Source organism: Pseudomonas sp. TH49 (assembly GCF_016650625.1).
In the GTDB taxonomy this organism is placed as follows: domain Bacteria; phylum Pseudomonadota; class Gammaproteobacteria; order Pseudomonadales; family Pseudomonadaceae; genus Aquipseudomonas; species Aquipseudomonas fluorescens_H.
Map to the genome: position 1 here is coordinate 1186144 of NZ_JAEKFL010000002.1, position 23141 is coordinate 1209284.

The following is a 23141-nucleotide window of genomic DNA, read 5'->3' on the forward strand; positions in this document are numbered from 1 at the left end:
TGGATTTGTGTCAGGCATAAAAAAACCCATGATCGCTCATGGGTTTTTTCGTTTCAGCGACTGACGTTTACGCCGGAGCCGAAGTGCGGATCAAGTGATCGAACGCGCTGAGAGATGCCTTGGCGCCCTCGCCCACAGCGATCACGATCTGCTTGTACGGCACAGTGGTCACGTCGCCCGCCGCGAAGATCCCCGGGATCGACGTTTCGCCACGGTTGTCGACGATGATTTCACCACGCGGCGACAGCTCGATGGTGCCTTTGAGCCAGTCGGTGTTCGGCAGCAGACCGATCTGTACGAAGATCCCCTCCAGCTCGACGCTGCGCAGTTCGTCAGTCTTGCGATCCTTGTAGCGCAGGCCGTTGACCTTCTCGCCATTGCCGGTGACTTCAGTGGTTTGCGCACTGGTGATCACGGTGACGTTCGGCAGGCTTTGCAGTTTGCGTTGCAGTACCGCGTCGGCACGCAGTTGTACGTCGAACTCCAGCAGGGTCACGTGGGAGACGATACCGGCCAGATCGATGGCCGCTTCCACGCCGGAGTTACCGCCGCCGATCACCGCCACACGCTTGCCTTTAAACAGCGGACCGTCGCAGTGCGGGCAATACGCCACGCCTTTGTTGCGGTATTCCTGCTCGCCCGGCACGTTCATTTCACGCCAGCGTGCGCCGGTCGCCAGAATCACGCTCTTGGCTTTCAGGGTCGCACCACTGGCGAAGTGGACTTCGTGCAGCCCGCCGTTCTTGCCCGGGATCAACTTGTCGGCGCGTTGCAGGTTCATGATGTCGACGTCGTACTGCTTGACGTGTTCTTCCAGCGCCGTGGCCAGTTTCGGGCCTTCGGTTTCCTGCACGGAAATGAAGTTCTCGATGGCCATGGTGTCCAGCACCTGACCGCCGAAGCGCTCGGCCGCGACACCGGTGCGAATGCCTTTACGGGCGGCATAGATAGCGGCCGAAGCACCGGCCGGGCCACCGCCGACCACCAGCACATCAAAGGCCTCTTTGGCGCTGATTTTCTCGGCCTGACGCTCAATGGCACCGGTGTCGAGCTTGGCGAGGATTTCTTCCAGACCCATGCGGCCCTGGCCAAAGCTCTCACCGTTGAGGTAGATGCTCGGCACAGCCATGATCTTGCGATCGTTGACTTCGTCCTGGAACAGCGCGCCGTCGATGGCGACGTGACGGATGTTCGGGTTCAGCACGGCCATCAGGTTCAGCGCCTGAACCACGTCCGGGCAGTTCTGGCACGACAGCGAGAAGTAGGTTTCGAAGCTGAACTCGCCCTTGAGCGAGCGGATCTGCTCGATCACTTCGGCGCTGGCTTTCGATGGGTGGCCGCCGACTTGCAGCAGGGCCAGCACCAACGAGGTGAATTCGTGGCCCATCGGGATGCCGGCGAAACGCAAGCTGATGTCGGCACCCGGACGATTGATCGAGAACGACGGCTTGCGGGCATCGGTGCCGCTGTCGATCAGGGTAATCTGGCTCGAAAGACTGGCAACGTCTTTCAGCAGGTCAAGCATTTCCCGGGATTTCGCACCGTCGTCGAGGGAAGCAACGATCTCGATCGGCTGGGTGACCCGTTCCAGGTACGATTTCAACTGGGCTTTAAGATTGGCGTCCAACATACGGGCGATCTCCTGTGTGTTTATTCGAGGCGAAAAAAAACCCGAGCGAATCTCGCCCGGGCTTTTTTAATGGGCGGTGCAGCTTACTGAAGTAGGTGCGGAGTCCCGCCCTGTGTTGCGTGCGTCACAGACTTAGATCTTGCCGACCAGGTCCAGGGACGGAGCCAGAGTGGCCTCGCCTTCTTTCCATTTGGCTGGGCAAACTTCGCCTGGGTGAGCAGCAACGTACTGAGCAGCCTTGATCTTGCGCAGCAGCTCGGAAGCGTCACGGCCAACGCCGCCATCGTTCAGTTCAACGATTTTGATCTGGCCTTCAGGGTTGATCACGAAGGTGCCACGGTCAGCCAGGCCAGCTTCTTCGATCAGCACGTCGAAGTTGCGGGAGATGACGTGGGTCGGGTCGCCGATCATGGTGTATTCGATTTTGCCGATCGCTGGCGAAGTGTTGTGCCAGGCAGCGTGAGCAAAGTGGGTGTCGGTCGAAACGCTGTAGATTTCCACGCCCAGTTTCTGGAACGCAGCGTAGTTGTCGGCCAGGTCTTCCAGCTCGGTTGGGCAAACAAAGGTGAAGTCGGCTGGATAGAAGAACACTACGGACCATTTGCCTTTCAGGTCAGCGTCCGAGACTTGTACGAAGTCGCCGTTTTTGAACGCGGTAGCTTTGAACGGTTTTACTTGGCTGTTGATGATAGGCATTGATGACTCTCCGTCAGGGTTGTGAATTCGATGGGTGAATCCTACCCACTCACTCGACGGATGGCTCATTGGCAAACCTGATGCTGCTGATTTGTTTTCGCTATTAGCTGACTGTATTAATAGAAGAAAACGATATCTACGACGAAGCCGGCTTATCCGTAATCCGAGCCATCCCGTGAAAGGGGCTGGCTTCAACATAGCGCATGGCTGACTTCATATCCTTCCAGCCAACGTAACTCATCAACGATTTCAGATCCCAGCCGCTTTGATGCGCCCAGGTGGCGAAGCCGCGGCGCAGGGAATGGCTGGTGTAGCGCTCGGCCGGAATGCCGGCGCGTTCCAGCGCCTGACGCAGCAGTGGAATGATGCTGTTGGCGTGCAAGCCCTCATCGCTCAGATGTCCCCAGCGGTCGACGCCGCGAAACACCGGACCGCGTACCAGCGCCGCCTCGGTGATCCAGTCGATATAGGCCTGCACCGGGCACAGCTTGAGCAGCGCCGGCGCCTGATACGTCTGCCCGAGGTTGTCGCGGTCGCCCTTGCTGCGCGGCAGATACAGAGTGATGCCGCTGCCGGCGTGCGCCTGCACATGCTCGATCTGCAGACGACACAGCTCATCACTGCGAAAGCCACGCCAGAACCCCAAAAGGATCAGTGCCCGATCGCGATAGGCCTTGAGCAACTGCGGGCGATCCTGATTTTGTCTGGCATTGCTGGCTTCCTGCTCCAGCCAGTCGACCACCTGCTGCAGATCGTGCAGTTGCAGCGGTTCGGCCTGTTTTTCCTGCGCCGGATGCAGCGCCCGAATGCCTTTGAAGACCTTGCGCACCACCGGCGCCTTGGTCGGATCGGCAAAACCCTGACTGTTGTGCCACTGCGCCAGCGCCGACAAGCGCAGCTTCAGAGTATTGATCGACAGCACGCCGGCATGCTCGACCAGATAACGCGCCACGCTGTCGGCCGTCGCCGGCAGGAACCCGCCCCACTTCACTTCAAAATGCTCGATCGCCGAACGATAGCTGCGGCGGGTGTTGTCACGGGTGGCGGCTTGCAGATAGCGATCGATCTCGCTCATGGGCAGTGTTCTCGCTGGCGTACTGATTTCGGGATGAAAAAACCAATTCAGGCATCTGACATTGGGTAATACCAGTATATCCCGCCTGTGATTAATCAAGCATTTAACTTTATTTTCAGCGTGGTACACTGCGTACTTTGGTGGCATGTACCACAGTACGAAACGGTAGGAGTTCACATGGCCCGTGGTGGCGTAAACAAAGCAGTGGTGCAGATCGCGCGTGCAGCGATTCTGGCCCGGGGCGAACACCCCAGCATCGATGCAGTACGCATCGAACTGGGCAACACCGGTTCGAAAACCACGATCCATCGCTATCTGAAAGAGCTGGATGACGGCAGCCAACCGGTCGAAGCGTCTGCCGAACCGATCAATGACGAGCTGACCGCACTGGTCTCGCGTCTCGCCCAGCGCCTGAAAGAACAGGCGCAAGAGCCGATCGAACAAGCGCGCGAGCAGTTCGAGGAGCAGCGCGAAACCCTGGAAGCGGAACTCAAGCAGGTGCGCCAGGCACTCGAGCAACTGGAACAACAGCACGACATTCAAGGCGCAGCAATGGCACGGGAATCCGAGGCACTGAAAGAAACCCGCTCGATGTTGCAGACCGAACAAACCCGCAACGCCGGACTCAATCAGGCACTGGCCGATTTCGAGTTGCGCCTGCAGGACAAGGACGAGCAGATCCGCTCACTGGAAGAGAAACACCTGCACGCCCGCGATGCCCTTGAGCATTACCGCAACGCCAGCAAAGAGCAGCGCGAGCAGGAACAGGCCCGTCACGAGGGGCAGCTCCAGCAATTGCAGATGGAATTGCGCCAGGCGCAACAAAGTGCGCTGGTACGTCAGGACGAGATCACCCAGTTGCACCGTGACAACGAGCGCCTGCTCACCGAAAACCGTGGCACCCAGCGCGAGCTGAGCCTGGTACAGGATCAGCTCAAGCACAGCAATCAGCGCCAGGATCAGTTGCTGGAGCAAGCGACTCGCGTCGACAACGAACGTACCCTCCTCCAGGAACGCTTGCGCGTGGCCCTGCTGGAAAGTCAGACGCTGAAACAGAACATTGACGAACAGCTGTTGCTCAATCAGTCACTGGAAAAGGAACTGACCAAAACTCAGACCAGCCTCGAGGATAGCTTGCGTCTGGCCGCTACCGTTGCGGCAGCGCCAGACACAGCCAAAGCGAAGGAAACTTAAGCGCCGACCGGCGTTCGCATGGTGACGAACTCTTCGGCGGCCGTCGGGTGAACCCCGATCGTGTCGTCGAAGTCACGTTTGGTCGCGCCAGCCTTCAGCGCGATCGCCAAGCCTTGGACGATCTCTCCCGCGTCTGGACCGACCATGTGGCAACCGAGCACCTTGTCGGTCTTGCCGTCGACCACCAGTTTCATCAGGGTTTTCTCCTGACACTCGGTCAGGGTCAACTTCATCGGGCGGAAGCGACTCTCGAAAATCACCACCTCATGGCCCGCCTCCCGCGCCTCCTCTTCAGTCAGACCGACAGTGCCGATGTTCGGCAGACTGAACACGGCAGTCGGGATCATCTTGTAATCCACCGGACGGTACTGCTCAGGTTTGAACAAGCGCCGCGCCACCGCCATGCCTTCGGCCAGTGCCACTGGCGTCAGTTGCACGCGACCAATCACGTCACCCAGCGCCAGAATCGACGGATCGCTGGTCTGGTACTGCTCGTCGACCTTGATGAAGCCCTTGTCGGTGAGCTGCACATCGGTGTTTTCCAGGCCCAGGTTGTCCAGCATTGGACGCCGCCCGGTGGCGTAGAACACGCAGTCGGCTTCCAGTACGCGACCATCCTTTAGAGTCGCCTTCAGGCTGCCGTCTGGCTGTTTGTCGATACGCGCGATGTCGGCGTTGAATTGCAGATCCATGCCGCGCTTGGTCAGTTCTTCCTGCAGATGCTTACGCACGGAGCCATCGAAGCCACGCAGGAACAGATCACCGCGATACAGCAGTGTGGTGTTCGCACCCAGACCGTGGAAAATCCCGGCGAACTCGACAGCGATGTAACCACCACCGACCACCAGCACCCGCTTCGGCAGCTCTTTAAGGAAAAACGCCTGATTAGAACTGATCGCGTGTTCGTGCCCCGGAATTTCCGGAATCTGCGGCCAGCCACCGGTAGCAATCAGAATGTTTTTCGCGGTGAAACGCTCACCGTTGACCTCGACCTCGTGCGGGCCGACGATCTTCGCGTGGGCTTCGTGCAGGGTCACGCCGCTGTTGACCAGCAGGTTGCGATAAATCCCGTTGAGGCGATTGATCTCGCGGTCCTTGTTGGCGATCAGCGTCGCCCAGTCGAAATTCGCTTCACCCAGACTCCAGCCGAAACCGGACGACTGCTCAAAGTCTTCGGCGAAATGCGCGCCGTACACCAGCAGTTTTTTCGGCACGCAGCCAACGTTGACGCAGGTGCCTCCCAGGTAACGGCTCTCGGCTACCGCCACTTTCGCGCCAAAACCGGCGGCAAACCGCGCAGCGCGCACACCGCCGGAACCGGCACCAATTACATAAAGGTCAAAATCGTAGGCCATTTCTATCTCCTCGGCAGGCCATCAGCATACCCGCCGCCGTTCATTGGGCAAACGTTGCGCGCAGCTTTTCACCGAGGTCGGTGCTATCGGGGAACATTTCCTGCGGTTGAATGCCCACGCCATCGGCGCGAAGAGCGTCGCTTAACCCCGAGTTAATTTCCACCCGGGACACTGTGCTTCGAGATCTGCTTCATGGACGAACGGCTCCCACGTTTTTCAGTAGGAGGCACCATGAAAACCATCACCGCTATTCTCACCGGGCTACTCGCCCTCGGCTCCGCCAGCGCCTTTGCCGAAGGCGGCGCCGAACGCATGCGACATTACTACGACAACTTCCCGGTCCACCACGCGCAAAACGAACAGCAGAGCGATAGCAAAGCTGCGGAACTGAAGGTTCCGAACGACCAGACCGCGCAAGTCACCGAGTCTTATCGCAACTGATTCATTGAGCAACCGATGGACCTCCGATGGCTCCGCTCTGGCCTCGGAGATGACAGTTGGGCGCCCTGACCGGGCGCCTTTTTTTATGTCGGCAGATTCTTGATCCAGAACAGCATGCGGCCATGATCCGGGTCGAACATCCCCGGGGCGAAACCGAACTTGCTGTAGGCATTCTGCGCCACCGCATTGCCTTCCAGCACCTCCAGCGTGATCTTGCAGCAGCCGCGCTGACGGGAAATTTCCTCGACCTTGCGCAGCATCTTCTGACTCAGCCCGAGGCCGCGAAATTTGTTCACCACTGCCACGTCGTGAACATTGACCAGCGGTTTGCAGGCGAACGTCGAGAAACCTTCAAAACAATTCACCAGCCCTGCCGGCTCACCGCCGACGAACGCCAGTACGCTGAACGCGTGCGGCCTGCGCGCCAACTCTTCAGGCAAGCGACGCAGCAGCTCGGGGGCAATCGAATGGCCGCCGCCCATGGGATCTTCTGCGTAATGATTAAGCACGATGCCGATGGCTTCGGCGTGCACTGGATTGGTGTAGCTGGCTTGTAGCACAAGAATTTCTGTGGAATCCATTTCCATCCCCGGTCGTGGCCCCGGCGTGCAAGGTGCGCACCTGAAAGGCTGCTCGACCTTAACGCGAGCCTGTTGTGGACGACAACCCGGGACGAACAAAAAGGGCGTCACTGCTCGCATATCAGTGCCTTGGTTCGGCCTGGTCAAGCGAGGTCCTGAGCGCGCCCTCCTCACTCAGGCTTCGGCAAAACGCTGCAGTTGCATCTCCTGCAAACGGCTGAGGGTGCGCCGGAACGGGAATTCCAGGTAACCCTCAGTGTACAGCGCTTCCATCGGCACCTGAGCCTCGATGTACAGCGGGACCTTACGGTCGTAGCACTCGTCGACCAAGGCAATGAAGCGGCGTACACCGTCGTCGTGCACCGACAGCTGTGGCAGTTCGCGGTCACCGGCCACCACCTGCGCCGAGCCGTCTTCGGTACCACGGGCGATTCGCCCTTCACGTTTTTGCGCGCTGAGGTTCGGCACGTCGCTCAACAGAATAGATCGATAGCTGTCGCACAGCGCGATGAAGTCCATCGCGGCAAACGGTTGCTCGCAGAGATCGGCATAGCGGCACCAGAGCACCGTCGCACTGGCCTGCACCACGTTCAGCACTCGATGGCCGACGGGCACCGGCTCGGCGCTGGCGGGCTGCCCGGTATTGAGTGACTGGAAGACCTGCTCCAGAGCACTGTCCTGTCCCGGCGCAGTGACAAAATAGCGCTGCTGACCCGCGCCCGGATGCAGGCGATGATCCTCGGCACCGTTCACCGCCACCACTTGCATGTGCGCCTTGATCGCGGCAATCGCCGGGACAAACCGATCACGGTTGAAGCCATCGGCGTAGAGCTCGTCCGGCGGCAGGTTGGAGGTACAGACCACCACCACACCTTCGTCGAACATCACCTGAAACAGCCGCCCGAGAATGATCGCGTCGCCGATGTCATTGACGAACAGTTCGTCGAAGCACAACACCCGTACTTCCGCCGCCAACTCTTTGGCCAACGCCCGCAACGGATCGGCGATGCCAGTGAGCTGGAACGAGCGCTGATGCACCCAGCCCATGAAATGATGAAAGTGCTGACGTCGGGCCGGCACCCGCAGGCTCTGATAAAACTGATCCATCAACCACGTCTTGCCGCGCCCGACCGGGCCCCACAAGTACACGCCCGTGACCGAACGGGCGCCGGCGTGCAAGGCTTCATGGCATTTTTGCAGGGCCCAGACCGCGTGCTCCTGGGCTTCATCCTGGATGAAACCCTTGTGCTCGATCGCGTGTTGCCAGGCGCTTAAGGGAGAGTCGAAAGTCATGCGCGGCAGTATGCCACGATGTCCCTGAAAAACAGGTGCCCTTTTGTGGAAGCGGGCTTGCTCGCGAAGGCGCCGGGGCAGCCAACATCATCGTTGAATGACACACCGCTTTCGTGAGCAAGCCCACTCCCACATGGGTTTTGTAGGGGGGCAAAGATCGACTGTATATCTCGCGACCTCAAAACAGCGTGCAGCAACTGCCTGGAATACAACCCCATGTGGGAGCGGGCTTGCTCGCGAAGGCGTCGGGGCAGCCAACATCTTCGTTGAATGACGCACCGCTTTCGTGAGCAAGCCCACTCCCACATGGGCTTTGTGGGGGGGGCAAAGCTCGACTGTATATCTTGCGACCTCAAAACAGCGTGCAGCAACTGCCTGGAATAAAGATCCCTGTGGGAGCGGGCTTGCTCGCGAAGGCGTCGGGGCAGCGAACATCACCGTTGAATGACACACCGCTTTCGTGAGCAAGCCCACTCCCACATGGGCTTTGTGGGGTGTCAGCGGTCGACTTTGTGTCGGGCGGCGTAGAGGCAGAGCATTTCCATCGCCAGCGTTGCCGCTGCGAGCGATGTCACGTCCGCATGGTCATACGCCGGCGCCACTTCCACCACGTCCATGCCCACCAGATTGATTCCGCGCAAACCGCCCAGAATTTCCAGTGCCTGCACCGTGCTCAACCCGCCACACACCGGAGTGCCGGTACCCGGTGCAAAGGCCGGATCCAGGCAGTCAATATCAAACGTCAGGTACACCGGGTGGTCGCCGACCCGTGCGCGAATCGCCTCGACAATCGCCTCGCAGCCACGTCGATGCACTTGTCGGGCATCGAGCACCGCAAACCCCTGGTGATCGTCATTGGTGGTGCGCAAACCGATCTGCACCGAACGCGACGGATCCACCAGCCCTTCCTTGGCCGCATGCCAGAACATGGTGCCGTGATCGACGCGCTTGCCGCCCTCGTCCGGCCAGGTGTCGCTGTGCGCATCGAAGTGGATCAGCGACAGCGCACCATGTTGGCGTGCATGGGCCTTGAGCAGCGGATAGGTGATGAAGTGGTCGCCGCCAAACGTCAGCATCGCGCTGCCGGCATCAAGAATGCGCTCGGCGTGGGCCTCGATACTTTCCGGGATGGTATGCGGCGAGCCGTAATCGAAGTCGCAATCACCGTAGTCGATCACCGCCAGATGATCGAACGGATCGAATGTCCACGGCCAATGCCGCTCCCAGGCAATCCCGCTGGACGCGGCGCGAATTCCCCGTGGCCCGAAGCGTGCGCCCGGGCGGTTGCTGGTGGCCGTATCGAACGGTACGCCACTAACCGCCACATCGACGCCGCGCAAATCCCGGCTGTAGCGGCGACGCATGAAACTGGTGATCCCGGCGTAGGTGCTTTCGGCGGCAGTGCCGTACAGGCTGTCGCGGGTCAGGGCTTGGTCGTTGAGCATCGGCACGTCCATCGGTGTGCTCCTTTTGTTATTGATGGCTACGGAAAGTGGTCCACAGACGCGTGCGCTGACGCATGTCCTTGAGGCTCATGCTGCGGTCGGCGTACAGGCGTTCACGCATTTCGGCGGGCGGATAGATGTCCGGATCGTTGCGCACCGCCGCGTCCACCAGCGGCGTCGCGGCCTGGTTGGCGGTGGCGAAAAACAGCGTATTGGTCAGCTCGGCGACCGACTCGGGGCGCAGCATGAATTCGATGAACGCCCGCGCCGCTTGCGGGTTTGGCGCGTCCTTGGGAATGGCCAGATTGTCCTGCCAGACCAACGTGCCTTCGCGCGGTATCCGGTAGGCGACTTCGTACGGTTTGTTGGCCTTGTGCGCCTGATCGGCCGCCATGCTCACATCACCGTTGTAGGTCAACGCCAGGCACACGCTGCCATTGGCCAGGTCGTTGATCTGCCGGCCGGTGGCGACATACAGCACCGAAGGCTGGAGTTTCTGCAACAAGGCTTCGGCGGCTGCCAGATCATTCTTGTCAGTGCTGTAGGGATCTTTACCCAGGTAATGCAGCGCCAGACCAATGACTTCCTGCGGCGAATCGAGCACGGCAATCCCGCAGTCCTTGAGTTTGCTCGCGTACTCGGGCTTGAACAGCAGATCGAGGCTGTTCAGCGGCACGTCCGGCAGGCGTTTTTTCACCGCCTCGACGTTCAACCCCAGCCCGAGCGTGCCCCACGTGTAGGGCACGGCGTAGCGATTGCCGGGATCGACGGCAGCGAGTTTCTCCAGCAGATCGGGATCAAGGTTGGCGTATCCCTTGAGGCCTTCGTGGGGAATTTCCTTCAGTGCGCCCGCTGCCAAGCCACGGGCCAGCACGCTGGACGACGGCACTACCACGTCATAGCCGCTGCCGCCGGTCAGCAGTTTGGTTTCCAACACCTCGGAAGTATCGAAGGTGTCGTAGCGCACATGAATGCCGGTTTCCTGCTCGAAACGCTGCAGGGTCTGCGCCGGCACGTAATCGGCCCAACTGTAGAGGTTGAGGGTTTTATCCTCGGCCTGTGCCTGAATGACCACGGACAACAACAGCGCGGGAAAACACAGTTTGACCACGGGAGCCATGACGAACACCTGACCGGAGGAAGTGGTGGCAGGATGCGCCGTCGGATACATTGCAGAAATATCAAGTTTGTTAACCTGACTTTATCCCGGAGTAATGTAATGCTCGGTCAACTTCACGACGTCGATTTGCAGTGGCTGCGCCTGTTTGTGCGGGTCGTGGAATGTGGCGGCTTCAGTGCGGCGCAAGGTGAACTGGGATTGAGTCAGTCGAGTATCAGCCAGCAAATGGCCAAACTCGAAACCCGCCTCGGCTATCGCCTGTGCAGTCGCGGCAAGGGCGGTTTCAGCGTGACGCCCAAGGGCGAACAGTTGCTGATCGCCATTCGCACGCTGTTCGAATCCATCGAAACCTTCCGTCATCAATCCAACGGCGTTGCCGGACGCTTGATCGGTGAGGTGCGGCTGGGCTTGTCCGAGGCGGTTGATCAGTCGGTGCTGCTGCGGGTGGCGGATGCGATCCGGCGCTTTCGCGAACGCGATGAGTCGGTGCGCATCGAGTTGATCAGCGCGATGCCCGGGGAGATGGAGCGCCTGCTGCTGCAACAGCGCCTGGACCTGGCCATCGGTTATTTCTCACAAGTGCAGAGCGCTTTCGATTACCGCGAACTGTTCAGGGAAACCCAACATTTGTATTGCGCGCAGGGGCATCCACTGTTCAGCGTTGATGAGCCGGATGACGCGGCGTTGCAGGCCTGCGACCGGGTGGATCATCCGTATCGGTTCATGCGCAGTGGCGAGCCGTTCCCGGACAAGCGCTTTTCGGCGCGTTCGGAACAGGTCGAGGGCACCCTGGCCTTTATTCTTTCCGGCAAGCATGTCGATTATCTCCCCGATCACTACGCGCGAGTCTGGGAGGACAAGGGCTTGCTGCGCGCGCTGCGGCCTGGGGAATTGAGTTTCGAAGTGGCGTTTCATCTGGCGCGGCATCGGGCGCAGGTGCCGGGGGATGCGCAGAAGGCGTTTGAGGAGGATTTACTCAGCGCGTTTACATGACTTCTAAGCTTTGGTGGCGAGGGAGCTTGCTCCCGCTGGGTTGCGAAGCAGCCCTCTGCATTATCCAGTCAACAGTGTTTTACGACTGCTACGCAGCCGAACGGGAGCAAGCTCCCTCGCCACAACAATGTGTGTCAGTGCGCGCGGGTACCGCCAACACCAATAAAACCTGACCTTTCAGGCAATTTTTGCTCGTTGCCCTCGCCGCCCTCTTCCGGCATCCTGCGCCTCCATTTTCTGACCCGGCCCCGCCTCACGGCGCGCAAAATCACCATGACCGCCTCTGAAAAAGTCCCGCGCAACAACGATCTGATCTACGGCCTCGACGACCGTCCGCACCTCACCGCCACCGTGTTCGCCGCGCTGCAACACGTGCTGGCCAGCTTCGTCGGCATCATCACCCCGACCCTGATCATGGGCGGCGCCCTGGGGCTGCAGAGCGAAATTCCGTACCTGATCAGCATGGCACTGTTCGTCTCGGGCCTCGGCACGTTCGTTCAAGCCAAGCGTTTCGGCCCGGTCGGCTCCGGTTTGCTGTGCCTGCAAGGCACCAGTTTTTCCTTCATCAGCGTGATACTCAGCGCCGGTTTCATGGTCAAGGCCCGGGGCGGCGGCACCGATGAAATTCTCTCGACGATTTTTGGCGTGTGCTTTTTCGCCGCGTTCATCGAAGTGGTGCTGAGCCAGTTCATCGGCAAACTGCGGATGCTGATCACCCCGGTGGTCACGGGCACCATCATCACCTTGATGGGCCTGTCGCTGATCAAAGTGGCGATGACCGACATCGCCGGCGGCTTCGGTGCGGCGGATCTGGGCGCGGCCAGCCATGTGTTTCTGGCGGCGTTGGTGATCGGCACTATCGTTGTGCTGAACCGTGTCGACGTGCCGTTTCTGCGCCTGGGCGCGATCGTCATCGGCCTGACCCTCGGCTACGTGGTCGCTTGGCTGATGGGCACGGTGGATTTCGCCTCGATGCCCGAAGTGCCGCTGGTCAGCGTGCCGGTGCCGTTCAAGTACGGTTTCAATTTCGACTGGGTGGCATTCGTGCCGGTGGCGGTGATCTTTCTCGTTTCGCCGCTGGAAGCGGCCGGTGACCTGACCGCCAACTCGATGATTTCGCGGCAACCGGTCAAAGGCCCGCTGTACATCCGCCGGATCAAATCCGGCCTGCTCGCCGATGGCCTCAACTCGGCCATGGCGGCGGTGTTCAACAGCATGCCGATGGTGACTTTCGCGCAGAACAACGGCGTGATCCAGCTGACCGGCGTAGCCAGTCGCTACGTGGCCTTCTTCATCGCCGGCCTGCTGGTGTTGCTGGGGCTGTTCCCGATGATCGGCGCGGTGCTGCAACTGATGCCCAAACCGGTGCTCGGCGGCGCCGAACTGGTGATGTTCGGCACCGTGGCCGTGGCCGGAATCAAGATCCTCGCCGAGGCCGGCCTGCATCGGCGCAACATGTTGATCGTGGCGATCTCCGTCGGCATGGGCCTGGGCATCGCCGCCGTGCCGGAAGTGCTGCGAGAACTGCCGCAAGCGCTGCGCAACATCTTCGAATCGCCGATCACCGTCGGTGCGTTGTGCGCTATCGTGCTGAATATCTTCCTGCCGGAAGAATTCATTGAGCTGGAAGAAGACGATTTCGATCCGGAAGCGTCGATTCTGCAGGTCATGGAAAATCCCGATGTGCCGGCCAAAGCTGAACCTGCAACAGCTGCGGCGGTCGCACAGTTGAACCGCTGACGCTGCGCCATGAAAAAAGGGCTGAGCCGGCAACGGTTCAGCCCTTTTTTGTTGAGAGACTGTTTATGCGCCGCGTCCACGCCGTCATCCTGTCCCTGCTGCTGTTGTCCCTGAGCGCCTGCGCGCTGTTTCCCAACCGAGATCCGGTGAACATCAACGTGGTCGGCCTCGAACCGTTGCCGAGCCAGGATCTGGAAGTGCGTTTCGCGATCAAGTTGCGGGTGCAGAACCCCAACGAAACCGCGATCGACTACACCGGCATCGCCCTGGATCTTGAGGTCAATGGCCGTCCCTTGGCCTCGGGCGTGAGCGATCAGGTCGGCTCGATCCCGCGCTTCTCGGAAACCGTGGTCAGCGTGCCGGTCAGTGTTTCCGCGTTCTCGGTATTGCGCCAGACCCTCGGCCTGAGCCAGACACAAACCCTCGACAACCTGCCCTACGTGCTGCGCGGCAAATTGGCCGGCGGGGTGTTCGGCACGATGCGTTTTGTCGACAGTGGCAAGCTGAGCTTGCCGAAAGCCACTGCTGCGACGTGGTAACCCACTAAACACACAAGTCTCCTGTAGGAGTGAGCCTGCTCGCGATAGCGTCACGTCAGTCAATAAAGGTGTTGGCTGATCTGACGCCATCGCGAGCAGGCTCACTCCTACAGGGTGTGTGTCAGTTCTGAGGTTATGCGGTGAAGCGCACCCCCGGTCTGGCCCGCTCATCGACACTCAGCTCAAACACATCCGGCCGCGCATAGTGGCCGACCACATCGTAGTCATAGCGCGCACGAACCAATTCACCGGTATCAATCTCCGCCGTGAGCAACCCCGCCTCGCCGCGCAATGGCCCGGCCAGCACATCGCCCATCGGCCCGACAATCACGCTGCCCCCGGCAATCAGCGGACGATCCGCCGGCCAGTTGGCAATCTCCACGCCGAGCTCGTTCGGCGAGGCCTGCACCTGACAGGCGCTGACCACAAAGCAGCGGCCCTCGTGGGCGATGTGGCGCATGCTGACCTGCCACATCTCACGCTCGTCCACGGTCGGCGCACACCAGACTTCAATGCCCTTGGCGTACATCGCCGTGCGCAGCAGCGGCATCATGTTTTCCCAGCAGACCACGGCGCCAAGGCGTCCGACCTGAGTGTCGAGCACCGGCAGCGTCGAGCCATCGCCCTTGCCCCAGATCAGCCGTTCGGTGCCGGTCGGCATCAGTTTGCGATGCTTGGCCACCAGCCCCGCTTGCGGATCGAAATACAGCGCCGTGCAATACAACGTGCTGCCGGCACGCTCGATCACGCCAATCACCAGATTGGCCCCGGTGCGCGCCGCCAAACCGGCCAGCGCCTCGGTTTCTGCCCCCGGCACGTCAATCGCGTTGGCGAAATAACGGGCGTAGGCCTCGCGCCCCTCGGGCAAGCGATAACCCAGTTGCGTGCCGAAGCCCTCGCCTTTCGGATAACCGCCAAGCAACGCCTCCGGCATGACCACCAGCGCCGCGCCGGATTCGATGATCGCGCTTTCCCAGCTGAGGATCTGTTCCAGGGTTTCACCCTTGCCACCGGGCAAGGCGCCGATCTGCAGGGCGGCGACGATTGATTTGGGCATTGCAGTCACTCCATCGGTTCAAGTGTTGCCGATTCTGCGGCGGCACGGGATCATGAATAAAGACCGATTCACTGCTGAATGATATGAGCCAAATGAATATCGCAACCGTCGACCTGAACCTGCTGAAAGTCTTTGAAGCCTTGCATGAAGAATCCAGCGCCAGCCGTGCGGCGCTGCGTCTGGGCGTGACGCAATCGGCGGTCAGCGCAGCGTTGCGCCGCTTGCGCGAGGTGTATGGCGATCAATTGTTCGTGCGCACCGGCCGGGGACTGGCGCCAACGCTCAAGGCCAATCAACTGAAACCGGTGGTCAGCGAGGCACTGAACAAATGCCGGCAAAGCCTGGCGATGGTCGATCCGGCGGCTCATCACTACGACGGCCGGTCGGTCACCGTGGGCCTGTCGGATGATTTTGAAATTGCCTATGGTCGGCGCCTGATCGAAGCCATCGCTCGCAGCGCGCCCAAGCTGCGGCTGATCTTCCGCCAGACCCACAGCCAGATCGTCGCCCGCGCGCTGATGGAGCGCAGCATCGACCTGGCGATCACCGCCGGTGGGTTCGCCGAGCGCCTGCTCAGTCGTCAGGTATTGGCTGAAGGGGATTATGCGTGCCTGGTCGATCCGGGCAGTTTGGCGCCCGGCCAACAGAGCATCGATTTGCCGGAGTTCGTTGCCCGCGAGCACATTCTGGTGTCTTCGGGCGGTTTTATCGGCATCACCGATGAAGGCCTGGCGGCGCTGGGCCTGAGCCGGCGGGTCTGCGCGTCGACCACGCACTTTGCCGCGTTGCCGCACCTGCTCAAGGGCAGCGGCGCGGTGGCAACCATCCCGAGCCACGCCGCCAGAGCCATTGCCGAGCTCAGCAGGCTGGCGCTGCTGCCCTGCCCGCTGGCGTTGCCGCGCTACCCGATCGAGCTGGGCTGGCGCACCAGCACGCAGATCGATCCGGTGGTGATCAAGGTGCGCGAGGCGATTGTCGGGTGTTTCAACAGCGACTGACGCGCTGTTACTTGTTGGCCGCCATCAGTCGATTGACCTCGCTGCGCACCATGTTGGCGAATTCCGGCGGGGACATGCCATCCAGCTCGGCGCGTACCCACTCGGCCCATTTGCCCTTGCGCTTGGAGCGTTCGCCAAACAACCGCGCGGCTTCGCCTTTGGCTTTGCCCAGATTGTTCTGCCAGAGTTCGAACAGACGGGATTTCTCGTCTTCCAGCGCAGCGCGCTCGGCGAGGGATTTGTCGGCCAGATTGAAACTCATGGGGAAATACCTGCTGCGTAAAATGGCGACATCTTACACGCTCAGCGGAAATCTCCCGCGCAGGTTTTTCTTTCACACCTAAAATCAGTGCAACTTTTCAGTCAGCGCCACACTCCATTAATCACTGTTCATCCATCTGCAAGGAGTCACCCAATGGCCCGCAAATCCCGCGTGCAAGCTGCCGAAGACCAAATCAAGGATCAGGCATTCAGCGAACTTCAGGCGCTGATCGAAGAGTCCGACAAACTGCTCAAGAGCAGCGCCTCCCTGGTCGGCGAGGAAGCCGAGACCCTGCGCGGCCAAATCGCCCTGAAGCTGCAACAGGCACTGGATTCCGTGTCGAGCGTGCGTGAGCGCACCAAACCGGCGGTCGAAGCCACTGAAAGCTACATTGGCGGCCATCCGTGGCAAACCGTGGCGATTTCCGCCGGTTTTGGCCTGGTCGTAGGCTTGTTGCTCGGTCGTCGTTAAGTGACATTTGCCTGATCCCATTCTGTGGGATCAGGCAGTAAACCTGTGGCGAGGGAGCTTGCTCCCGCTGGACTGCGCAGCAGTCCCCCTATTCTCAAGTAGACAAAGGGGGCAGCTTCGCAATCCGGCGGGAGCAAGCTCCCTCGCCACATTGGTTATCTGACAATTATTCCCCGGCCAACTTCCGCAACTGCCCCAGCGTCTGCTCATCCAGCACAATCCCTTCGGCCAGCGAACGCGCGCGCTGCAAATGCCGACGATCACCCGGCAAGCGCTTCAACCCCACCCCATGCATCTGCCGCACCAGCTCCTGACTGCGCTCGGCAAAACTCTGTCCGGCGGATTTGCTCGGATCGATGACGATCAGCAGTTGCCCGGTCCACGGGGTCTTGGCGCCGGGATGGTTCGACCAGTCGAACTCGAAGGAAAAATTGCCGCCCGTCAACGCAGCCGCCAGCAACTCGACCATCATCGACAGCGCCGAACCTTTGTGGCCGCCAAACGGCAATAGTGCGCCCCCCTCCAGAATCGCTTTCGGATCCTGGGTCGCCTGACCGAGGCTGTCCACGCCCATCCCGGCAGGCAAACGTTCACCCTTGCGCGCCGCAATCTGCACGTCGCCATGAGCGATAGCGCTGGTCGCCAGATCGAAAACAATCGGCGCGCCACCGGCCCGGGGTGCAGCGAAGGCAATCGGATTGGTGCCGAACAGCGGCCGGTCGGCGCCATGCGGCACCACACAGGTCATGCTGTTGACCACGCTGAGCGCCACCAGCCCCTCATCTGCGAAAGGCTCGACATCCGGCCACAGCGCCGCAAAGTGGTGGGAATTACGAATCGCCAACACCGCGATCCCGGCATTGCGCGCCTTTTCCACCAGCAGCGGCCGAGCGGCGGCCAGCGCTGGCTGGGCGAAACCGTTGCCGGCATCGACCCGCACAAAACCGGGGGCAACGTCTTCGACTTGCGGCACCGCCTGACCATTGACCCAACCGCTGTTGAGCGTCGAGACATAGCCGGGAATGCGGAACACGCCATGACTGTGCGCACCGTCGCGTTCGGCACTGGCGCAGTTGGCAGCCAGGGTGCGGGCGGCGGACGCCGACGTTCCATGGCGCAGAAAAATCTTTTCAAGCAGATGCGTCAGCGCTTCGAGCGAGAGCGTGGACGCAGGAGAAGACACGGATTCGTGTGGCGCAGACATCTGAAGCTCCAGACTAATTATTGGAGGGAACAACAGCGTACGAACAGCTTGCTCACCGATTAACCACGTCCGGTACGGGTGCTGTCAACCATTGCGGTGCAGCACGACGCAGCCAGCACATTTGCATGTCGCCTGTGCGGTAACTATGTACCACCTTCGTCACCCGTTCGGCTTTTAGGCTGGCGTCTCAATTCACCGGTGCCCCCAAGGGTGCCCTGATCGAGACGCGATGATGCCCGTACCTGCTCCCCCGCTGCTGTTCTGCTCTTTTTTGGATTCACCTGGACTGTGGCCTGCGCTGGGCACTACCCATGGGCTGTCGTCGCAGGATTTCCGGTGGCTGACGCACGCGCAACTCTCGACCCATCTGTTACGCAACCAGCAAACCCCGCCGATGCTGGCTCACCGCATCCTGCTCGACAGCGAAGACCCGCCCAGCGTAACCCTGGCCGGCAGTTTCATTCTCAGCCCCACGCCGGAGGATCGCGGCTTCATGTTGTACACGCCGTTCGACGGCCTGAAGAAATTCGACACCTTCCGCGCCGTGACCGAACACCTCGAACAGCGAGTCAATCAGGCCGACGAAGCGGATCGATTGCTGGCATTTCTGGCCGTGTCACAGCGCAAGCGCCTGCTGGAGAAAGGTCGTATCAGCGTGAATTACCAGCTCATCGAGGGCGACATATTCGACGAGCAACGGAGCGCCATCGAGCACTGTCAGCAGCTCAACGCCCAGTCCTTGCTCCATGAACTGCTGAATCTGCCTGGCTTGGGAACCTTGCTTGAAACGCTTCTCGAGCAGCAACTGAGCCCCCGGATGCCCGGCGCGGATCAAGCACAAACGCAGGTCAGCTTCTACGCCGGCGCCGCTCCCGGTGATCCGGGACACCGGCTCGACACCTTGTCACTGGCCAACGCGGTGCTCCGGCACTATCGTCACCCCGGCTGGGCGCAGGGCCAGACGCACAGGTTTTCCAACCCGCGCCGACCTGCGCTGGCCAGCGATCAGACGCATTGGGAACAGGCGGTCAAAACCATCTCCGGCAAACTGCTGGTGCTGCTCTATCAACACCTTGAGCAATACTGGAATGACGCTTGCGCAGACGGCATGCCGCGCCGCAGCCTGTTCAGTCAAACGATCCGGCAACAGGCCCTGGCCGACATTCTGCTCAAACGCGAAGCCGGGATCATCGAGGCCGACAAATTCGACAGCCTGCTGACCTGGATCGAGGCCAACGAGCACCCCGGGCGGCGTGCCACCCTGGAAACGGTGCGTCTGTGGGAATACCAGGCCAACTTCGTCGAACTGGCCGGTTCGCTGATGATCAGCCACACCGATGCCTGCCTTTACACCCCTTCCCATGGCTTGCAGATCCTCAAGGACTACGGCGATCTCAAGGACACCTTGCTCGCCAAATTCGCCAGTACCGGGCACGAAGACGAGCTCTATGGCTTGCTGAACCTGGAGGAGCGCCAGCGTTTCCTCGGCTTCGACAAGCCCCATGTGTCCGGCGAAATGATCGCCGGCGACATCTTCAGCGTGCTGTTCGAGGGCATCATCACCAAGCAGCGACAGAACATCGAATATGCCTTGCAGGTGTTCCGCCACAGCGACGACGCGGTGAACATTCCCGCGCTGTTCGACAAGGCGCTGGACATCCGCTCGATGATCCATGATCGCTTGCTGGCCCTCGATACCCGTGGGCGCTGGAGCACCCGGCCAGTGCTCGGCGGCAGCCAGTTACCATCAATGCTGCTGGCCGACGCTGCTGCAGCCGAAGTCAGGAAATTCGCCAGTATCCTGCCGTCAATCAGCAGCCGTTTCGCCGCGCAGCCAATTGACTCGCAAGTCCTGCAACGCAGCTATCTGCAACAGCTCATGCAGCAGTTTGCGCACACGCTGTTCGTCGGTGTTTGTGGTGAGGCACGCTTGCGCGTACTCGACGGCAGCCTGAGTCGCCAGGTCCAGGCCATCGTCGACATCGTGTTCGACCCCGCTCTGGCGGATCGCGCACAGCGCCGCGGACTCAATGGTTTCCGCCCCGATGCCTGGTCGCTGACTTTGTTCGGCAGTGGCCAGACAGAGGCGCTGCCATTGGCCAGTTGCGTTCTGCTGACGGAACGCGGCGGCCTCGATGAACAACACTCGGGAATTGCGGTGCTGTGGACGCCGGCGATGGGCCTGGAAGCCTTCAGCTCCGTCGACAGTGCCCGCAAGGCCCTGGACCGGCGCTTGCGCAATCCGGAAAAGCGCCAGGTACTGCTGGAAAACCTCTCGCCGCTGCATGAGGGTTTGCATCAGGACTATCGCCTCGGCCCTTTGCACCTGATTACCGGCAATGTCCTGCAGGATCGCGTGCAAACGGCGATCAAGCAGTTTCTGGAGCGCTGTGATCGGCTCCGTCAACTGAAGTTGTCCGCGCTCAAGCAGGAGCAGGCGCTGAAATCCCTGGCCGAGATCCCGATCAACACCAATCTGGAGCGGGCCAGTGCGTTGGCCCGGGCGCTCGGCGAGCGGCACTCCCTGCCCGGCTGGCTGGGCATGGCCTCGCTTGAGGAGCAGCAGTTGCACCTGGAGCTGCTGGAGCAATGGCGCGCCAGCGTCAGCGATGACAAGGATTACCTGCATGCCTTGCCGACCGTGCGCGGGCACATTCAGCAGACCCTCACCACCCTGCTGGGCGCCCGGTTCCAAGCGCATAACCTCGATCCCGAGCAAGTGCGGATCATCCCGGCCCTGACCCTGGCCGGCCCAAACATGAGCCTCACCGATTTCGCCTTGAACTATAGCCACATCGCCCAGCACATCGCGTTTACCGTGGCGTCGAACAGCACCGCTGCGCTGCCGACTGGCCTCGACCGTCAGGCAGTCAGGAGCCTATTGCTGTCCCTGGACATTCCCACGACATTCGCCAGCAAGATCACGACCGCCCTGTCCACCACCGACACCGAGGCCGAACAGCGCCAACAGCGTTTTCTGCGCCAAGTACCGTGGCAACTGCTGCAGCATGCCCATCAGTTGAAACTGCAGCAGCGTCTGTCTGCTGCCGCCTACGGGCTGATCGCCCAAGTGCTCGACATGCCGGACGCCATCGCCCGCGCCACGGTGCAAGGTGCCCATGCGCTGATCCGCCCGCTGGAGCTGATCAAAACCGGCGGCGCGGCGGCGGTCAAAGCCCTGGGCATGTACCTGATCGGCCCGGGCGCCGGCCATGTCGGACCGTTGGTGCTCTATACGCCGTATCACGGTGAACAGGCCTTCAGCGAGTTCGAGAACGAAGCCGCGCTGATCGCCGCACTGAACATTCCGGGCGCCCTCCAAGACCTGTTGTTACGGCGTTTGCCGCAGGCTCAGCAGTCGATCTTCAAGGCGTTATTCAGCAGCAGTGTCGGCCAGACCAGTGAAATGACTCTGGCGTCGAATCCGATTCAGGGCAACCTGCTGCGGCAGCTGTTCAGCGACAATCTCGCGTTGCTGCCCAAATTGCTCGCCAGCCACGCCCAGCCTTCGGCGCAGGAGGACTGGGAGGCGGCGAAAAACCTGTTCAGCAAGGGGATCAAACTGATCTGGGGCCTGCTCCCGGGCAAACTGGCTTATGTGCAGTTTCTCTGGCAAAGCTTCAAGGACTTCATGACCTCGGCCGAGGCGTTGCAGGATCACCACTGGAAGCTTGCACTCGAGGCGTTCATCGCTGGCACAGTGCAGATGGTTTCCCTCGGACGCCTGTCACTGGAGTCGACCCTCGAGGCCCGGGCGCTGACGCCGTCGGCTCCACAGCCCAGCGTGCTCAGTGCGCCGGATCTGCAACACATCCACACCACTGACCCGCTACGCACTTCGCTGCAACCCTTCGAGGCAACGGAGGTTGCGCTCAAAGACCTGACGCCGGTGGCGGCGAACGGCACCTATACCGATCTTGCGACGCGGCAGACCTATGCGCCTGTGGCCGGCAAGGTCTATCCCGTGGAGAAGCCGGGCGCAGTCTGGCAGATCAAGGGCGCGGAACAGCCAGGCCCGGTGCTGCAACACACCACGTCAGGCAAACTGGTGCTGGACCCGGATCGACATACGGTGCATCTGGGCAAGGCCATGTCGAAAATGTACAACCGCTACGCCAACGATCGCGAACGCCGGATCTGGCTGAACATCGAGGCTCAGGGCATGGAACAGATCCGCGCCCGCCACCCGGACAAGGCGCGCATGCTCACCGAGGCCGTCGATCTGGCACGGTTCTATGCGTTCAACTGCCTGCACAATCTGGCGCAGCAAAGGCACCAGGGCAGCGGCACTCGCCTGGATACGTTCCTCAAGTCGTTCTTCGATGCGCAACAGATCGATACCGCCATTCTCGACAAGCTCAAACAGGCCATCGTGCCGGTCTGCAAGGCGTTGGTGGACCCCACCGAGGATCTGCTGGACGGTGATCGGTTTGTCGTCGGCTCAAACCGCTATCGCAATACCGGCCTGATTGCTTTTGTGCTGGATGACGACTCGCGCAAGCAAGTGCATTTCACCGAGAAGTTTTTCCATCAGGATCTGGACTGGTACAAGGTCGGCCTGACTGAGCCGTTCAATGTCGAAGGGCATGCACGGGCTTCGACGTTGATCCATGAACTGGCCCATCAGGCCAACAAGGCCGTGGACATCGCCAGCCTTGAGGCCCGGCGCCCGTTCGTTGACCTGATTTCCACGGTGACCGGCTACGGCGCGGCCATGAAGCACAACCAGACCCGATTCCAGCGCGAAGCCTTGTCACTGGGCACGCCGCGCGAAGAGCTGTTCTCGCGCTGGAGTGACGAATTTCAGGAGTGGCTCAGCCTGGATGAAATCCCGGGCCTTGCGCATGTCGGCAAGGAAATTCTCAAGGTCACGCGCAGCCCCACCATAGAGGAGGCACGAACGGCATTCCTCGACCCGGCGAACCCGCACCCGCGCATCGACACGATCTTGCGCAACGCCGATTCGATCGCCTTTCTGATTTGCGAGATAGGACGGCAACTCGACCCGGTCGCCAACCCCGGCAGCGTGCCCTGAAAATGAAAAATG

At 60.8% G+C, this 23141-nt stretch carries 19 protein-coding genes; 8 read left to right on the forward strand and 11 right to left on the reverse strand.

Features of this window, described 5'->3' with window-relative positions; genetic code table 11:
* Positions 1-67: 67 nt before the first annotated feature.
* From ahpF to JFU48_RS22840, 3 genes are all read right to left on the reverse strand, one after another.
* A complete protein-coding gene (ahpF, locus tag JFU48_RS22830) occupies positions 68-1630 on the reverse strand; it encodes an alkyl hydroperoxide reductase subunit F (RefSeq protein WP_201137750.1) in 1563 nt (520 codons plus the stop codon).
* A gap of 132 nt (positions 1631-1762) precedes the next feature.
* Complete coding sequence (gene ahpC / locus JFU48_RS22835; protein ID WP_003224621.1) at positions 1763-2326, reverse strand: alkyl hydroperoxide reductase subunit C; 564 nt, start codon at positions 2324-2326, stop codon at positions 1763-1765.
* Positions 2327-2462: 136 nt separating this feature from the next.
* Entirely contained in the window at positions 2463-3401 is a 939-nt protein-coding gene (locus JFU48_RS22840; RefSeq protein ID WP_003224619.1) for a site-specific integrase, read from the reverse strand.
* A gap of 177 nt (positions 3402-3578) precedes the next feature.
* Between JFU48_RS22840 and JFU48_RS22845 the strand changes: the two genes are divergently transcribed.
* Positions 3579-4595: a DNA-binding protein gene (locus JFU48_RS22845; RefSeq protein WP_201137751.1), complete on the forward strand. Its 1017-nt coding sequence runs from the start codon at positions 3579-3581 to the stop codon at positions 4593-4595.
* On the opposite strand, the gene gorA is transcribed toward JFU48_RS22845, so the two are convergent.
* Positions 4592-5950 (reverse strand): glutathione-disulfide reductase, encoded by a 1359-nt coding sequence (gorA, locus tag JFU48_RS22850; RefSeq protein ID WP_201137752.1) that lies wholly within the window; start codon positions 5948-5950, stop codon positions 4592-4594. The two genes, JFU48_RS22845 and gorA, sit on opposite strands and share 4 nt — an antisense overlap.
* 231 nt (positions 5951-6181) lie before the next feature.
* Here gorA and JFU48_RS22855 point away from each other — a divergent pair, with 231 nt between their 5' ends.
* The gene (locus JFU48_RS22855; RefSeq protein ID WP_201137753.1) at positions 6182-6391 is read left to right on the forward strand and encodes a hypothetical protein; all 210 of its coding nucleotides are present in this window, start codon (positions 6182-6184) and stop codon (positions 6389-6391) included.
* A gap of 83 nt (positions 6392-6474) precedes the next feature.
* Here JFU48_RS22855 and JFU48_RS22860 read toward each other — a convergent pair whose 3' ends face one another.
* The 4 genes from JFU48_RS22860 to JFU48_RS22875 form a co-directional block, all read right to left on the reverse strand.
* On the reverse strand, positions 6475-6972 hold the full coding sequence (locus JFU48_RS22860) for a GNAT family N-acetyltransferase (RefSeq protein ID WP_003224610.1): 498 nt from the start codon (positions 6970-6972) through the stop codon (positions 6475-6477).
* A 174-nt stretch (positions 6973-7146) separates the two neighbouring features.
* On the reverse strand, positions 7147-8265 hold the full coding sequence (gene zapE / locus JFU48_RS22865; RefSeq protein WP_201137754.1) for a cell division protein ZapE: 1119 nt from the start codon (positions 8263-8265) through the stop codon (positions 7147-7149).
* A gap of 497 nt (positions 8266-8762) precedes the next feature.
* Positions 8763-9722 carry an agmatinase gene (gene speB / locus JFU48_RS22870; protein ID WP_201137755.1) on the reverse strand — a complete coding sequence of 320 codons (960 nt, stop codon included), beginning with the start codon at positions 9720-9722 and terminating at the stop codon, positions 8763-8765.
* A 16-nt stretch (positions 9723-9738) separates the two neighbouring features.
* Positions 9739-10830, reverse strand: coding sequence for a polyamine ABC transporter substrate-binding protein (locus JFU48_RS22875; RefSeq protein ID WP_201137756.1), 1092 nt, complete (start codon positions 10828-10830; stop codon positions 9739-9741).
* A gap of 99 nt (positions 10831-10929) precedes the next feature.
* Between JFU48_RS22875 and JFU48_RS22880 the strand changes: the two genes are divergently transcribed.
* The 3 genes from JFU48_RS22880 to JFU48_RS22890 all read left to right on the forward strand — a co-directional run bounded on the left by JFU48_RS22880 (position 10930) and on the right by JFU48_RS22890 (position 14102).
* Positions 10930-11823 carry a LysR family transcriptional regulator gene (locus tag JFU48_RS22880; RefSeq protein WP_201137757.1) on the forward strand — a complete coding sequence of 298 codons (894 nt, stop codon included), beginning with the start codon at positions 10930-10932 and terminating at the stop codon, positions 11821-11823.
* 273 nt (positions 11824-12096) lie between these two features.
* Positions 12097-13563 carry a nucleobase:cation symporter-2 family protein gene (locus JFU48_RS22885; protein WP_045122429.1) on the forward strand — a complete coding sequence of 489 codons (1467 nt, stop codon included), beginning with the start codon at positions 12097-12099 and terminating at the stop codon, positions 13561-13563.
* A gap of 65 nt (positions 13564-13628) precedes the next feature.
* Positions 13629-14102 (forward strand): LEA type 2 family protein, encoded by a 474-nt coding sequence (locus JFU48_RS22890; RefSeq protein WP_103521643.1) that lies wholly within the window; start codon positions 13629-13631, stop codon positions 14100-14102.
* 133 nt (positions 14103-14235) lie between these two features.
* Here JFU48_RS22890 and JFU48_RS22895 read toward each other — a convergent pair whose 3' ends face one another.
* Positions 14236-15159: a carbon-nitrogen hydrolase family protein gene (locus JFU48_RS22895; RefSeq protein ID WP_201137758.1), complete on the reverse strand. Its 924-nt coding sequence runs from the start codon at positions 15157-15159 to the stop codon at positions 14236-14238.
* Positions 15160-15242: 83 nt separating this feature from the next.
* Between JFU48_RS22895 and JFU48_RS22900 the strand changes: the two genes are divergently transcribed.
* Positions 15243-16157, forward strand: coding sequence for a LysR substrate-binding domain-containing protein (locus JFU48_RS22900; protein ID WP_201137759.1), 915 nt, complete (start codon positions 15243-15245; stop codon positions 16155-16157).
* Between the two features lie 7 nt (positions 16158-16164).
* Here the strand turns inward: JFU48_RS22900 and JFU48_RS22905 are convergent, their stop codons facing one another.
* The gene (locus tag JFU48_RS22905; protein ID WP_003224595.1) at positions 16165-16419 is read right to left on the reverse strand and encodes a hypothetical protein; all 255 of its coding nucleotides are present in this window, start codon (positions 16417-16419) and stop codon (positions 16165-16167) included.
* Positions 16420-16572: 153 nt separating this feature from the next.
* On the opposite strand from JFU48_RS22905, the gene JFU48_RS22910 reads away from it, so the two are divergent.
* Positions 16573-16890 carry a DUF883 family protein gene (locus tag JFU48_RS22910; RefSeq protein WP_003224594.1) on the forward strand — a complete coding sequence of 106 codons (318 nt, stop codon included), beginning with the start codon at positions 16573-16575 and terminating at the stop codon, positions 16888-16890.
* A gap of 166 nt (positions 16891-17056) precedes the next feature.
* Here JFU48_RS22910 and JFU48_RS22915 read toward each other — a convergent pair whose 3' ends face one another.
* Positions 17057-18094: an Ldh family oxidoreductase gene (locus tag JFU48_RS22915; protein WP_201137760.1), complete on the reverse strand. Its 1038-nt coding sequence runs from the start codon at positions 18092-18094 to the stop codon at positions 17057-17059.
* 232 nt (positions 18095-18326) lie between these two features.
* On the opposite strand from JFU48_RS22915, the gene JFU48_RS22920 reads away from it, so the two are divergent.
* Positions 18327-23129, forward strand: a complete 4803-nt coding sequence (locus JFU48_RS22920) for a hypothetical protein (RefSeq protein ID WP_446739780.1) — start codon at positions 18327-18329, stop codon at positions 23127-23129.
* Positions 23130-23141 lie beyond the last annotated feature (12 nt).

What these genes read in the sequence shown, in the direction of transcription:
- speB (WP_201137755.1), bottom strand. Translation starts at nt 9,722, where the DNA reads ATGGACGTGCCGATGCTCAACGACCAAGCCCTGACCCGCGACAGCCTG.
- JFU48_RS22895 (WP_201137758.1), bottom strand. Translation starts at nt 15,159, where the DNA reads ATGCCCAAATCAATCGTCGCCGCCCTGCAGATCGGCGCCTTGCCCGGT.
- JFU48_RS22840 (WP_003224619.1), bottom strand. Translation starts at nt 3,401, where the DNA reads ATGAGCGAGATCGATCGCTATCTGCAAGCCGCCACCCGTGACAACACC.
- JFU48_RS22885 (WP_045122429.1), top strand. Translation starts at nt 12,097, where the DNA reads ATGACCGCCTCTGAAAAAGTCCCGCGCAACAACGATCTGATCTACGGC.
- JFU48_RS22910 (WP_003224594.1), top strand. Translation starts at nt 16,573, where the DNA reads ATGGCCCGCAAATCCCGCGTGCAAGCTGCCGAAGACCAAATCAAGGAT.
- JFU48_RS22855 (WP_201137753.1), top strand. Translation starts at nt 6,182, where the DNA reads ATGAAAACCATCACCGCTATTCTCACCGGGCTACTCGCCCTCGGCTCC.
- zapE (WP_201137754.1), bottom strand. Translation starts at nt 8,265, where the DNA reads ATGACTTTCGACTCTCCCTTAAGCGCCTGGCAACACGCGATCGAGCAC.
- JFU48_RS22860 (WP_003224610.1), bottom strand. Translation starts at nt 6,972, where the DNA reads ATGGATTCCACAGAAATTCTTGTGCTACAAGCCAGCTACACCAATCCA.
- JFU48_RS22905 (WP_003224595.1), bottom strand. Translation starts at nt 16,419, where the DNA reads ATGAGTTTCAATCTGGCCGACAAATCCCTCGCCGAGCGCGCTGCGCTG.
- JFU48_RS22890 (WP_103521643.1), top strand. Translation starts at nt 13,629, where the DNA reads ATGCGCCGCGTCCACGCCGTCATCCTGTCCCTGCTGCTGTTGTCCCTG.
- JFU48_RS22880 (WP_201137757.1), top strand. Translation starts at nt 10,930, where the DNA reads ATGCTCGGTCAACTTCACGACGTCGATTTGCAGTGGCTGCGCCTGTTT.
- ahpC (WP_003224621.1), bottom strand. Translation starts at nt 2,326, where the DNA reads ATGCCTATCATCAACAGCCAAGTAAAACCGTTCAAAGCTACCGCGTTC.
- gorA (WP_201137752.1), bottom strand. Translation starts at nt 5,950, where the DNA reads ATGGCCTACGATTTTGACCTTTATGTAATTGGTGCCGGTTCCGGCGGT.
- ahpF (WP_201137750.1), bottom strand. Translation starts at nt 1,630, where the DNA reads ATGTTGGACGCCAATCTTAAAGCCCAGTTGAAATCGTACCTGGAACGG.
- JFU48_RS22915 (WP_201137760.1), bottom strand. Translation starts at nt 18,094, where the DNA reads ATGTCTGCGCCACACGAATCCGTGTCTTCTCCTGCGTCCACGCTCTCG.
- JFU48_RS22900 (WP_201137759.1), top strand. Translation starts at nt 15,243, where the DNA reads ATGAGCCAAATGAATATCGCAACCGTCGACCTGAACCTGCTGAAAGTC.
- JFU48_RS22920 (WP_446739780.1), top strand. Translation starts at nt 18,327, where the DNA reads ATGCCCGTACCTGCTCCCCCGCTGCTGTTCTGCTCTTTTTTGGATTCA.
- JFU48_RS22845 (WP_201137751.1), top strand. Translation starts at nt 3,579, where the DNA reads ATGGCCCGTGGTGGCGTAAACAAAGCAGTGGTGCAGATCGCGCGTGCA.
- JFU48_RS22875 (WP_201137756.1), bottom strand. Translation starts at nt 10,830, where the DNA reads ATGGCTCCCGTGGTCAAACTGTGTTTTCCCGCGCTGTTGTTGTCCGTG.